General features: G+C 66.3%; 19 protein-coding genes. All 19 read left to right on the top strand.

Features of this window, described 5'->3' with window-relative positions; all coding sequences use genetic code 11:
- Genes GT370_RS15390 through GT370_RS15300 form a run of 19 tightly spaced genes read left to right on the top strand, consistent with a single transcriptional unit; the run spans window position 1 to window position 11,969 of the window.
- Entirely contained in the window at window positions 1-429 is a 429-nt protein-coding gene (locus tag GT370_RS15390) for a hypothetical protein (protein ID WP_008494730.1), read from the top strand.
- Window positions 429-731 carry a hypothetical protein gene (locus tag GT370_RS15385; RefSeq protein WP_008494729.1) on the top strand — a complete coding sequence of 101 codons (303 nt, stop codon included), beginning with the start codon at window positions 429-431 and terminating at the stop codon, window positions 729-731. Before GT370_RS15390 ends, GT370_RS15385 begins: the two co-directional genes overlap by 1 nt.
- A gap of 47 nt (window positions 732-778) precedes the next feature.
- Entirely contained in the window at window positions 779-916 is a 138-nt protein-coding gene (locus GT370_RS15380; RefSeq protein ID WP_270183344.1) for a hypothetical protein, read from the top strand.
- Entirely contained in the window at window positions 913-1,599 is a 687-nt protein-coding gene (locus GT370_RS15375; protein ID WP_039885361.1) for a hypothetical protein, read from the top strand. The genes GT370_RS15380 and GT370_RS15375 overlap by 4 nt, the downstream gene beginning before the upstream one ends.
- On the top strand, window positions 1,599-1,784 hold the full coding sequence (locus GT370_RS15370; protein ID WP_026438911.1) for a LysM peptidoglycan-binding domain-containing protein: 186 nt from the start codon (window positions 1,599-1,601) through the stop codon (window positions 1,782-1,784). Before GT370_RS15375 ends, GT370_RS15370 begins: the two co-directional genes overlap by 1 nt.
- Window positions 1,774-2,748 carry a hypothetical protein gene (locus GT370_RS15365; protein WP_008494727.1) on the top strand — a complete coding sequence of 325 codons (975 nt, stop codon included), beginning with the start codon at window positions 1,774-1,776 and terminating at the stop codon, window positions 2,746-2,748. The genes GT370_RS15370 and GT370_RS15365 overlap by 11 nt, the downstream gene beginning before the upstream one ends.
- Window positions 2,749-3,291, top strand: coding sequence for a phage baseplate assembly protein V (locus tag GT370_RS15360; protein ID WP_008494726.1), 543 nt, complete (start codon window positions 2,749-2,751; stop codon window positions 3,289-3,291).
- Window positions 3,291-3,653 carry a hypothetical protein gene (locus GT370_RS15355; protein ID WP_008494725.1) on the top strand — a complete coding sequence of 121 codons (363 nt, stop codon included), beginning with the start codon at window positions 3,291-3,293 and terminating at the stop codon, window positions 3,651-3,653. Before GT370_RS15360 ends, GT370_RS15355 begins: the two co-directional genes overlap by 1 nt.
- Window positions 3,654-3,672: 19 nt before the next feature.
- Window positions 3,673-4,785 (top strand): baseplate J/gp47 family protein, encoded by a 1,113-nt coding sequence (locus tag GT370_RS15350; RefSeq protein WP_008494723.1) that lies wholly within the window; start codon window positions 3,673-3,675, stop codon window positions 4,783-4,785.
- 1 nt (window position 4,786) lies between these two features.
- Window positions 4,787-5,443, top strand: a complete 657-nt coding sequence (locus tag GT370_RS15345) for a hypothetical protein (protein WP_008494722.1) — start codon at window positions 4,787-4,789, stop codon at window positions 5,441-5,443.
- Between the two features lie 10 nt (window positions 5,444-5,453).
- Window positions 5,454-5,699 (top strand): hypothetical protein, encoded by a 246-nt coding sequence (locus GT370_RS15340; RefSeq protein ID WP_270183343.1) that lies wholly within the window; start codon window positions 5,454-5,456, stop codon window positions 5,697-5,699.
- Window positions 5,660-6,484 (top strand): glycine-rich domain-containing protein, encoded by an 825-nt coding sequence (locus GT370_RS15335; protein WP_270183342.1) that lies wholly within the window; start codon window positions 5,660-5,662, stop codon window positions 6,482-6,484. The genes GT370_RS15340 and GT370_RS15335 overlap by 40 nt, the downstream gene beginning before the upstream one ends.
- Entirely contained in the window at window positions 6,481-6,705 is a 225-nt protein-coding gene (locus GT370_RS15330) for a hypothetical protein (protein WP_270183341.1), read from the top strand. The genes GT370_RS15335 and GT370_RS15330 overlap by 4 nt, the downstream gene beginning before the upstream one ends.
- A 10-nt stretch (window positions 6,706-6,715) precedes the next feature.
- Complete coding sequence (locus GT370_RS15325; RefSeq protein WP_270183340.1) at window positions 6,716-7,198, top strand: phage fiber-tail adaptor protein; 483 nt, start codon at window positions 6,716-6,718, stop codon at window positions 7,196-7,198.
- A 13-nt stretch (window positions 7,199-7,211) separates the two neighbouring features.
- The gene (locus tag GT370_RS15320; protein ID WP_270183339.1) at window positions 7,212-7,607 is read left to right on the top strand and encodes a hypothetical protein; all 396 of its coding nucleotides are present in this window, start codon (window positions 7,212-7,214) and stop codon (window positions 7,605-7,607) included.
- A gap of 22 nt (window positions 7,608-7,629) precedes the next feature.
- Entirely contained in the window at window positions 7,630-8,550 is a 921-nt protein-coding gene (locus tag GT370_RS15315; RefSeq protein WP_270183338.1) for a right-handed parallel beta-helix repeat-containing protein, read from the top strand.
- Window positions 8,547-8,894 carry a right-handed parallel beta-helix repeat-containing protein gene (locus tag GT370_RS15310; RefSeq protein ID WP_270183337.1) on the top strand — a complete coding sequence of 116 codons (348 nt, stop codon included), beginning with the start codon at window positions 8,547-8,549 and terminating at the stop codon, window positions 8,892-8,894. The genes GT370_RS15315 and GT370_RS15310 overlap by 4 nt, the downstream gene beginning before the upstream one ends.
- A gap of 47 nt (window positions 8,895-8,941) precedes the next feature.
- A complete protein-coding gene (locus GT370_RS15305; protein WP_270183336.1) occupies window positions 8,942-9,769 on the top strand; it encodes a hypothetical protein in 828 nt (275 codons plus the stop codon).
- Between the two features lie 43 nt (window positions 9,770-9,812).
- Window positions 9,813-11,969, top strand: a complete 2,157-nt coding sequence (locus tag GT370_RS15300) for a beta strand repeat-containing protein (RefSeq protein WP_270183335.1) — start codon at window positions 9,813-9,815, stop codon at window positions 11,967-11,969.
- The last annotated feature ends 2 nt before the right edge of the window (window positions 11,970-11,971 follow it).

The raw sequence follows: 11,971 nt of genomic DNA, 5'->3' as shown, positions 1-11,971 counted from the left end.
ATGCCGTTTAACACATTTTCCGTTGGCAGCGACTGCCAGATTGTGGTGATGGGGCCGTTCGGGCGGGTCGATCTCTCGCATGTCACCGGCTTTGAGGCGAGCCAGGTGACGCTGCCCTTGCGGGTGGACCGGCTGGATGGGGTGCAGCTGGGGGCGGAGCTGCCGAAGGGCTGGAATGGCAGCTTCATGCTGGATCGTGGCTCCTCCGCCGCCGATGATTTCATCGCGCAGATCGAGGCGGCCTACCTGAACGGGCAGAGCATCAATGGTGGCACGCTCTACCAATATGTGAATGAGCCGGATGGCTCGACCTCGACCTACCAGTTCAACAATGCCGTGTTCAAGCTGGCCTCCGCCGGGTTGTACAAGGGCGATGCGACGGTGACGCAGCGTTTGGATTTCTTCGCCTCCAGCCGGACCAAGGTGTGATGGCGCAGAGCGTGACGGATGCGAAGGGCCGGGTGATCGAGCTGCGGCGGATGGGCGTGTTGGAGCAGCTGCGGCTTTATAAGGTTTTGGGGCCGGAGCTTTCCGAGAACCGGGCTTATATCGGGCTGGCGCGGATTGCCGCTGCCGTCTCCTGCGTGGATGGCGTGCCGCTGCCGTTTCCGGGCAGCGAGGCGGGCATCGAGGCGGCGCTGGAGCGGCTGGATGAGGAGGGTGTGGCCGCCGTGGGCGAGGCGCTGCTTGCGGCTGAGCCGGCTGATCTGGCGGCCGCGGCGGGAAACTGAGCCGGCACCCTGGGCTGACGGATTGTTTGTATCTGGTGCGCTGCGGGGTGCCGTTCGAGATCGCGTTCGGGCTGGATGAGGCGGACCGGCTGGCCTTCATCGTGACGATGGGCACGCTGGAGGGGCATCGCTTCGACTGGACGGCGCTGCGCTGGCGTGATGAGGAGGCAGGAGGGCGGGGATGAGTGATGTCGTGCTCTCTTTGGGCAATGTCGCGTTTCGCGACATGGAAGTGCCGGAGAAGATCCGCTTCGGCGGCCGGCAGCGCCTGGCGGTGCAGAATATCATCGGCGGCGGGCGGGTGGTTGGCGCGCTGGGGCTGGATGATGGGGAGATTTCATTCTCCGGCATATTCTCCGGCCAGGATGCCGCCGCCCGGGCGCAGCTTTTGGATATTGCCCGGGCGCAGGGCAGCGAGATGCCGCTGGTGTGGGGCGGGTTTTATTATCTGGTCATCATCAGCAGCTTCGTGGCGGAATATCGCCGGCCGAATCTGATTCCGTTTGCGCTGAGCTGTGTGGTCGTGAGCGACCCGCTGGCGGATGTGGCGGCGGCGCTGCCGGTGGCGACGCTGATTGGCAATGACATCGCGGCCGCCACGGGATTTTCCGGACAGGCGGGGCAGGTGTTGGCGGGGACGAGCCTGGCGGCTTTGGCGGCGGCGCAAGCCGGGATCGCCGGGGCGATGGGCAATGCTGGAACCGCTCTGGGGGCGGCTGGCGCGGCCCTGGCGGGGGCGGCGACGATTGTCGCCGGGGTTAACGCGCTGACGCAGATCAATGCCCGCAGCGGGCAGTTGGCGGGGTTGGCGGGGATGTCCGGCTATGTGAACCGGGCGGTGGTGAATTCGGCTCTGGAGGCGGTTTGATGCGCACGGTCATCGTTGTGGCGGGCGGCAATCTCTTCGCCATCGCCGCGCAATATCTGCAGGATGCGACACAATGGATCCGCATCGCGCAGGCCAACCAGATCAGCGATCCGGTGCTGCGCGGGGTGACGACCTTGGTGATCCCGGAACGCAACCCATCGGCCGGAGGCGGCATTGCCGGTTGAGCAGCCGCGCGCGCGGGTGAGCCTGGGCGGGGTTGAGCTGGGTGGGGTGGTCGAGCTGGAGGTGGAGGCGGCCGGGTTGTACCAGGCCGGGCGCTACCGGCTGGTCTGCGCGGCCAGTGCGGCCTCTCTGTTGCCGCTGGCGATGGACGGCGGCGCGCCGGTGCCGATCCTGCTGGAAATCGGCGCGGACGGGTTCGGGTTTGCGCCGCTTTTATCGGGATTGGTTGAGACGGTCCGGTTCGATCTGGCGCGTGGGGTGGCGGTGTTGCAGGGGCGCGATGAGACGGCGCTGCTGATCGATACAGAGATTTCCCAGAGCTTTGTCAATCAGACGGCCAGCGATGTGGCGCTGGCGGTGGCGCAGGCGCATGGCCTGGCGGCGAATGTGACGCCGACGCAGACGCTGATCGGCCAGTATTATCAGATCGACCATGCCCGCAGCGCGTTGACGGTGGGGGCGCGGGCGAGCACGCAATGGTCGCTTCTGTGCGGCCTGGCGGAGGTGGCAGGGTTCGCGGTTTCGGTGGTGAACGGCACGCTGAATTTCGGCCCGATGCTCGATGGGACAACGCGGATGGTGACGGCACGGAATTTTCTGGGGCTGGAGGTGGATCTGATCACGGCGTTGCCCGCCAGTGTCACGGTGCGGTCCTGGAATTGCCGGGACAAGAAGGTGGTGACGCAAGCGGCGGGGAGCGGCAAGGCGACCAATCTGGTGCGCCCGAACCTGACCACCCAGCAGGCGGGGGAGTATGCCAGCGCCTATTTGCAGAATGTCCAGCGCCACGCGCAGCTTTTGCTGGGACGGATGCCGGGTGACGCCAGCTATGCGGTGGGCGATACGCTGCTGCTGAGCGGCACGCAGACGGCGTTGGATGGCAGCTACCAGGTGGCCGCTCTGCAATGGCGGTTGAATGACAGGGACGGGTTTGTGCAGAGCCTCAAAGCCTACGGGGTGGCGTGAATGGACCAGCTGCGGAATCTGATCAAGGCCCATGCGGGGGGGCTGGACGGCATGGCGGGGACGCTGCGCTTCGGGCTGGTCGCGAGCTTCGACCCGGTGGCCTATGCGGCGAAAGTGCTGATCCAGCCTGAGAATGTTTTGAGCGGCTGGCTGCCGGTGATGTCCTGCTGGGTGGGCAATGGCTGGGGGCTGGCGGCTCCCTTGCCGCCGGGCACGCAGGTGCTGGTGCTGGCGCAGGAGGGCGATGCGGAGCAGGGCGTGGTGGCTGGCGCAGTCTGGTCCGCGCAGGACAAGGCCACCGGCGCGCCGGCTGGCGAATTATGGCTGCTGCACCAAAGCGGCAGCGTGGTGAAGCTTTCCAATGACGGTAGCATTCTGCTGCAGGCGCCGACGGTGAAGGTGCAGGGCAATCTTGTCGTCAGCGGCGATGTGTCTGACCAGGGCGGCGCGCATGGCACGTTGGCCGCGTTGCGCAATGCCTATGACGGGCACCAACATCAGGCGCCGAACGGCATGACCGGGCTACCGACGGAGATTGTGTGATGGCTGATCTGGCCTTGCAGTTTGGCGGCGATTTGATGGTGAGCGCCTCGGGCGATCTGGCGACGCTTGATGATCAGGCGCTGGTGCAGCAGCGGGTTTTGCGCAGGCTGCTGACCAATCCCGGCGATTATATCTGGCAGCTTGGTTATGGGGCGGGGCTGGGGCAGTTTATCGGCCAGCCGGCGGCGTTGAGCCTGATGGCCGGGCTGGTGCGCGCGCAGATGCAGCGCGAGCCGCAGGTGATGCAGTCCCCGCCGCCAACGGTTTCGATGAGCATGGCCGATGACGGCACCGTCAATGCCACGGTTTCATATGTCGATGCCGCGACCGGGCAGACCGCATCGCTTTCATTTTCCATATAGGACGGACATGCGATTATCGTTGCAGAATTTCTCCACGCTGGTGGAGGGGATGGCGGCGTCTGTTCAGGGGGCCGCGGCGAGCTTGCTGGATCTGACGGTCGGCTCCGTGCTGCGGGCGATTCTGGAGGCCAATGCGGCGCTGGCGCTGTGGATGCAATGGCTGATCGTGCAGACGCTGAGCGCGACCCGGCTGGCGACCAGTGCCGGCGTGGATTGCGACAGTTTCGGCGCGGATTTCGGGTTTGCGCGGCTGCCGGCGGTGGCGGCCAGCGGGGTTGTGGTGATGTCGCGTTTCACCCCCAGCCTGCAGGCGTTGATCCCGGTGGGGGCGAGTGTCGGCACGGCGAATAATCAGCAGAGTTTCATCATCGTCGCGGACAGCAGCAATCCGGCCTACAGCGCCGCGCTGGGCGGCTATGTGCTGGCGGCGAATATTGCCGCGGTGAGCGTGACGGTGGTGGCCGCCATCGCCGGGCAGGCGGGAAATGTTCAGGCCGGGGCAATATCTTTGTTGAGTGCGGCGATTGCCGGGGTGGATGTCGTGAGCAACCCGAATGCCTTGACCGGCGGGCTCGATGCGGAAAGCGATGCCGCGTTCAAGCAGCGCTTCGGCATGTATCTGGCGGGATTGTCGAAGGCGACGACGGCGTCGATCGCGAGCGCCATTGCCGGCATCATGCAGGGTTTGAGCTACGCGATTGCGGAGAATCTCGACCAGACCGGCGCCCCCCAGATGGGGTTTTTCGTGGTGACGGTGGATGATGGCACCGGGGCGCCGCCGGCCAGCCTGCTGGCGACGGTGCAGCAGGCGGTGGAGCAGGTGCGCCCGGTGGGCACGAGCTTCGCCGTGCAGGGGCCGGTGGTGACGCGGGCCGATATCTCGCTGAGTTTGAGCACGGACAGCCTGGCCGACCATCCGGTGGCGGTGGCCGCCGTGGCGGCGGCGCTGGCGGGTTATATCGCGGCGCTGCCGGTGGGTGGGACCTTGAGCTACACAAGACTGGCGCAGCTGGTTTATGATGCATCCAGCGCCATCAACAATATTTCCGGATTGCTGCTGAATGGCGGCACCGCGGATCTCATCCCCGGCAGGTTCGGGGCGGTGCGCGCCGGCGTGATTGCGGTGGCATGAGATGATCGGCGATGTGTCCGATATGGCCGCCCGTCTTGCGCAGCTGCTGCCGACCGGCTGGTTTGCCGATGAGGCGCCCAATCTCGCCGCGCTGCTGAACGGGCTGGGGCAAGGCTGGGCGAATATCTACACGCTTTTGCAGCAGGCGCGCGCACAGCTGCGCATCGCCACCGCGAGCGGGGTGTTTCTGGACATCGCGGGGCAGGATTATCTGGGTGCGGCCCTGCCGCGCCGGCCGGGTGAGGCGGATGCGGCGTTCAGCACCCGGCTGCGCGCAGCGCTGCTGGCGCCGCGCGCGACCAGGGCCGCGCTGAGCACGGCATTGACGGTGCTGACCGGGCGTACGCCAGTGATTTTTGAGCCGCGTAACCCGGGTGACACCGGCGGCTATAATCTCAATGCCGGTTACAACAGCGCGGGCGGCTATGGCAGCCTGGCGATGCCCTACCAGTTTCTGTTGACCGCCTACCGGCCGAACGCCCTGCCGGCCAGCCATGCTGGCGGCTACGGCATCGGCCCCGGCGGCTATGGCGTGGCGCCGATGGCGTATAGTTCCGCGGCTGAGCTGGCCGGCAATGTCAGCGACGCGGAGATTTATCAGACGATCGCCGGCTTCATTCCGACATCCAGCATTGCCTGGACGCGGCTCACCAACTGAAGGCTCATTCATGGATCGCAACATCGTCTATCCCGGCAGTATTCCGCTCGATAGTGATATTCTCTCCACCAATCGCAATGCCATGGTGGGCCTGGCGGCGCTGAGCGCCGCGACGCTGGGCACCGGCACGGTGGTGGATGGGCTGGCCTGCACGCCGACCGTCCCGGCCTCGCTCGCGGTGGTGGTGGGGCGGGCAGCATCACCCAGCTCTCCAGCGTGGATGCCACCTCCTACGGGTCCCTGGCGGCGGATCTGACCGATCAGATCGTCAAAACCGGGATCAATCTGCAGGCGACGAGTTTCCCGCTGGCGGCGCCGAATTCCTCCGGGCAATCGATCAATTATCTGATCGAGGCGGCGTTCGCGGAGAGCGATGCCGACCCGGTGGTGCTGCCCTATGTGAACGCCGCCAACCCGACCCAGCCTTATTCCGGCCCGGCCAATTCCGGCACCGCGCAGAATACGATGCGGGTGCAGCGCGTGCAGCTGCAGGTGAAGCCGGGGGCGGCGGCTTCGTCTGGCACGCAAGCCACGCCGGCGGTGGATGCCGGCTGGGTGGGGCTTTATGTGGTGACGGTGAATTACGGGCAGATTGCGGTGACGGCGGCGAGCATCGCGCTGCTGCCGCAGGCGCCGTTTCTATCCTACAAATTGCCCGCTTTGCGGCCGGGGTTCGCCAATCAGCAGGTCTTTACCGGGTCTGGCACGTTTGTGGTGCCGAACGGGGTGAGCGTGGTGAAGGTGAGCGCGATCGGCGGCGGTGGGGCGGGCGGCTATCACAGCACCATGCCCAGTGGCGGCGGTGGCGCCGGGGCGCAGGTGACGGGGATCATTTCCGGGCTGACGCCGGGCCAGGCGATTCCGGTGACGGTCGGGGCTGGGGGGCGGCACCTGGTGCGTATGGCAATGGCGGCAGCGGCGGCGCTTCGAATTTCGGCGGTTTCATCTCCGCGGGCGGCGGCACCGGCGGCAATGGCGGGACTGCCGCGAATTTCGCCAATGCCGGCGGCGCCGGCGGGCAGGGCTTTGGCGGGCAGGTGAATATGGCGGGCGCGGTGGGGACGGATTCCATCGTCGTCGCCTGCCGGGGTGGCGATGGCGGCGGCCCTGGCAATGGGCGCGGTGCCAGCGGGCCGCTCTCCGGTGTTGCGGCGCCGGGCTATGGCGGCGGCGGTGGTGGTGGCGGCTGTTCGCCGGGCGGCAGCCCGGTGGGCTCGCCCGGCGGCGCCGGCGGGGCGGGCATCGTGATCGTGGAATATTGAGGAGCTGGAGATGAGCACACAGGCAACGCAGCTCTGGCGGCCCTCCAATGCGCGCTATCTGCAGATTGACGGGTTTGTCGCCACACCGCGCGGCCCGCAAATTCCGCCGCCGCAGCCTTTGGTGTGGCCGCAGAAAGACCCGGGCGACACGCTGGATTATGTGTTCGATCTGGCACCGGCCCTGAGCGGTAATCCCTGTGATTCGATCAGCACGCTGAGCGTGACGGTGAGCCCGCAGAATCCGGGTGATCTGACGCTGGTTTCGGCGGCGGCGGATGGGCCGCGTGTCGTGCTGTGGCTGAGCGCGGGCGTGGCGGGGACGATTTATACGGTGACGGTGACGGCCGGCACCACCGGCGGGCGCAGCCTGGCGCGCAGCCTGGCTTTGCCGGTGGTGGCGCTGGCCAGCATCCCGGCACCGGCGGATGCGCTGACAACGGCCGGCGGCCAGCCGCTGACCGACCCGACCGGCACGCCGCTCACCACCCTTTGAGAGAGGACTGCATATGACCACGATTGGCCAGTTGCCGCTTGCGGCTTCGGTTTCCGACAGCGCGCAGGTTGCGATCTTCCAGAATAACCAGACCTTGTCGGCGACGCGCGCGCAGATGCTGGCAGGGACGCAGGCGGCGTTGAGCCTGCCGCAGAATACGCTGCTGGGCGGGGTGGGGCCGGGTACGGCCGCCCCTCAGCCGATCACCATCGGCGCCAATCTGGCGCTTTCGGGCAGCACTTTGTCGGCCACGGCGGCGCCCTTCGTGATTGCCGGGCTGCCGAGCGGAACCGTGCCGGGGGCCAGCGATCTGGTGGCGCTGGGCAGGCGGGTGCCAACCAGGCGGTCTCCTATGCCAATTTCCTGGCCGGCATGGCGAATGTACCCGGCCTGCCGGCGGGCGGGCTGACGGCGACGGCGGCCGGGGCAGCGTGGCGCGAACGATTGCGGCGCTGGCTGGGAATGCCGTGTCGATCGAGGATTATGGCGCGGTCGGCGACGGGGTGACTGACGACAGCGCGGCGTTGCTGGCGGCGATTGCCAGCGGCCTTCCGGTGCGGCTGGGCGCGAAAACCTATGCGATTGCCGGGGAGACCGACATTACCGGCGCCACATGCTGCCTGGTGGGCAGCGCGGGGCTTTCGATTTTGAAGCGGCCTGCGCAATCGAAGACCGGCAGTGCCAGCACCGCGACCTGGCTGAACATCGCGGCGACGAATTTCTATGCGGATGGTGTGGTGTTCGATGCGAATGCGTCGATCACCGCCGATACGCTGGCGGTGGCGGTGCAGCCGGGTTGTACGCGCTCTTTGATCACGCGTTGCAGTTTTCAGAATGCGCAGGGGCCCAATAACGGCAATGGCCTTACCTATCTGGCCAGCGACCCGACGCTGGTGGGGCACCATGTCGATGATTGCGAGTTCACCGGCAATGCCAATAACGGGCTGATGATTTTCGCGACCGATGGCATCAGCGTTACCAATTCCCGCGCATACGGCAACAAAAATAACGGGATCTGTGCGGACAGCCATGATCCGGCATTTGTGCTGAAGGTTCGCGCCTTGCAGATTGTCGGCAATAGCTGCTGGGACAATGCCATTGGCATCCTGGTGGGCAATTTTGTCGCGAATAATGTGTTCACCCAGCCTTTCCTGTACGGCAATGCCAATCCGGACATTCTGGGCGCGGTGATCACCGGCAATAATTGTTATGAAAACGGCATCTACGGAATCTATGTGTCCGGCCGGAATATTCTCGTCTCGGGCAATCTGTGTGCCAATAACAGCACGGCGGTTGGGTTCGGGGCGGGATTCTCTGCGATACCGGCTATTGCAAAATTTCGGGCAACATGATCACCGGCGCCACCGCCTTCGGGATCGATTGCGGCGGGTCGATCTATACCGAGGTTTGCAGCAATTACATCAATGGCGCCTGGATGGGATTGAATATCGGCGGCGGGCAATATTGCACCGCGCGGTCGAATTTCATTCAGGACTGCACCGGTGCCGGCGTTGCCGTGCAGAATGTGGAATCCGACGGTTCGGGGGATAATTTCGGCCTGGCCTGTACGGAGCTGTCGATCTGCGGGAACTGGATCAATTACAGTGGCAGCGTCACCGGGATTTTGATCCGGGATGCGGCGCAGAATATCCGGGTCGAGGATAATGTCATCATGGTCAATGCCGGGGCAATCTGACCACGGCGCTGTCGGCCTATACGGATTCGATCATCCTGCGCCGCAATGTGGTGAATTTCACCACGCGCTGGCCGGTGAATCCGGCGAGCGTGAATGGGGTTTATACGCTGACCGTGCCGGATCTGGCGGATGCGGTGAGCATCTCCCAGGCCAGCGCGCCGGTGGCGCAGATCCTGACCGCGCAAGGCGCGCTGGCGGCGGGGACGGTGACTTTCATCAAGGTTACCGCGCCGGGGGCGGGATACACGACCGCGACGGTGACGATTTCCGGCACCGGCACCGGGGCGGCGGCGCGTGTTTGGCTGAGCGGCGGCAAGGTGATCGGCATTCAGATGTCGGCCTTCGGCAGCGGCTATGGCAGCGGCACCACCGCCACGATTTCCGGCGACGGCAGCGGGGCGACGGTGAGTGTGCAGGTGGGGTTGCCGAGCTGGCAGGACCGCGAGCTGACGGTGGATTGCCTGGCGGCGGTGAGTTTCGCGCCCGGCGCCAGCCAGCCTTTGAACAACTGGACGGGGACGACGATGACCGTGCCGGCGGGGGCCAGTGTCGATTGGGTCGGCATGGGGGCAAATGGGTGGCGGGCGGCGCGGTTCAGCCAGAGCGACTATGTCTCGCCCAACGGCGATGGCAGCGTCGCGCTGAAATCCCGTGCCGGGGATATTTCCCTGCATCCGGCCGGGAGCGGTATGGTGCGGCTCATCTCGGACACGGAACCGACCGGAGCGGTGGAGCTGATCGGCCGGGGATCGCCGCTGAATGTGGTCTCCGCCCCGGCGGGCTCGACCTTCCGCAACCTCAATGGCGGCGTCGGCAGCACCTTCTGGGTCAAGCAATCCGGCACCGGGAGCGGCAACTGGGTCGCTGTCGCCTGAGCCTTCACGGCCTGGATAAGGGCCAAATCACAAGGTCGTTTTCATGACAACGATTGCGCAACTCCCCTCGGCGGCAACCGTCGGGGCCGGCGATCTGCTGCCGATTTCGCAGAATGGCTCGGTTTATTCGGCGACCGTGGCGCAGGTGACGGCGAGCCTGCAGCCGCTGATCGAGGTTTCGTCCGGGGCGTTGCTGGGGCGGGTCAGTCTGGGCACGGGCACGCCGGAAGCGGTGACGTTGGGGACGGGGTTGGCCCTCTCCGGGAGCGTGCTGGCCGCGAATGGCGCCGACCATGCAAGCTATCCGGTGCAGGCGGCGCTGGCGCTGAGCGACGAGCTGGTGATCAATACCGCCGCAGGGCCGGGGCTGTTGCCGGTGAGCGCGCTGACCGGGCTGTTCAGTGCCGGACAGAATGTGTCCATCACCGCCAGCGGTGTGATTTCGGTGAATGTGAGCGCCATCGCGGGGCCGGCCGGGCCGGTGGGGCCTGCTGGCCCGGTTGGTCCCGCTGGTCCGGCCGGGCCGACCGGGGCTGCCGGGGCCGGGCTGCAGGGGCCGGCGGTCGGGACCGCCACCAGCAGTGTGAGCAGCGCCGATTATCTGCCGCTCTGGCAGAATGGCGCGCTGGCGTGGATCCCGTATGGTCAGCTGCTGGCGGGGCAGACGGTGGATGAATTGCCCGCCGCCGCCCCGGTCGCCGATGGCGATGAGCTGCTGGTGGCCCAGGGCAGCAATACGCTGAGCGTGCAGAGCTTTGGCTCGATCTGGACCTATGTGCAGGGCAAGCTGCCCAGCGTGCAGTCCGGCGTGGTGGAGCTGGCGGTGAACACCGTGCTGGATTCGACCGTGCATAATCAGCGCGTGCTGGTGGCCAGCGCCCCGCTGACCCTGACCGCGAATTTCGCGAATACGGGGGCGGGGTTTGCCTGCACGCTGATCAATCTCTCCGCCGGCGCGGTGACGATGGGCACGGGGATCAGTTCCGGCACGGGTGGCACGGTGTTGCCGCCGGGCGCCTCCACCCAGCTTGTCGGCATCAGCTATTCGGGGGGCTCGACCGTCTGGTGGAGCGGCATTGTGTCCAACACGCCGACCATCACGGTGGGGGCGATCAGCGCGCCGGCGGTGAATACGGCCTTCGTGGTCGGTGGCGGGATTTTCAACGATGCCGTGACGGCGCTGGATTATTCGACGAATGGCGGCAGCAGCTGGAGCGCCGCGCCGAGCCCGGTGATTTCCGCCAATGCCTACAGCTTCACGCTGCCGGGCCTGGCCGCGGGAACCTACACGGTGCAGGTGCGCGACCGCGGCAACCAAAGCGTCGTTGGTGTGTCCAACAGCTTTACCGTGGCGGCGCCGACGATTGCCTTCACCACCATGCCAACGACCGGGCAGATCAACGCGGCGCTCAACATTGCCGGTACGGTTTCGCCGGGCGGGACGGCGGTGCGGGTTGGTTTGTCCAGTTCCGCGACCACGGCGCCGACCAGCTGGAGCAGTGCGACCGTCAGCGGCACGGGCTGGAGCGCCAGCCTGACGCCGGGTGCGGCGGGGAGTTTCTATGTTTGGGCGCAGCAGACGGCCGATACGGCGGTTCAGGTGGTCTCCGGCGCGGTGAGCGTGACCCAGGCGAGCCTGACGATTTCAGCGCCGGTTAGCGGGACGGCGGGGAGCGCGCTCAACGTGTCCGGCGCCGTGACGCCGGTTGGGGATGCGGTGAATATCCAGCTCACCACCAGCAACAGCACGGCGCCGACCAGCGGCTGGGTGGCGGCGGCGAACAATGCCGGGGTGATCTCCGGCGCGCTGACGTCGGGTGCCGTGGGCACCTATTATGCCTGGGCGCAGGATCCGAGCAGCGGGCTGACGGCGGTGTCCTCCGCCATTGCCGTGACAGAAGCCGCGGCGGTGAGTTTCGGGTTCAATAATCCGGGCGGTAGCTATACGCATGGCTCTGGGACGATCGGGCTGAATGGCGCGATTTCGCCGGCGCAGGCGGTTTCGGTGCAGGTGGCGCTGTCCACCTCGAACAGCACGGCGCCGACGAGCGGCTGGCAGGCCGCGTCGGTGATCGATTCCAATACGCTTTGGGCCATCTACTACACCAGCCCGGCCACGGCCGGCGCCTATTATGTGTGGGTGCAGACCACGGCCGGCGCCGCGACGGCGGTGAGCAGCTTTACCGTGACGGTGAGCTGAGC

Origin of the sequence: Acidocella sp. MX-AZ03, assembly GCF_027626035.1 — a bacterium.
Classification (GTDB): domain Bacteria; phylum Pseudomonadota; class Alphaproteobacteria; order Acetobacterales; family Acetobacteraceae; genus Acidocella; species Acidocella facilis.
The sequence above is the reverse complement of the archived record's forward strand: the minus strand, read 5'-3'. Positions and strand labels throughout refer to the sequence as shown.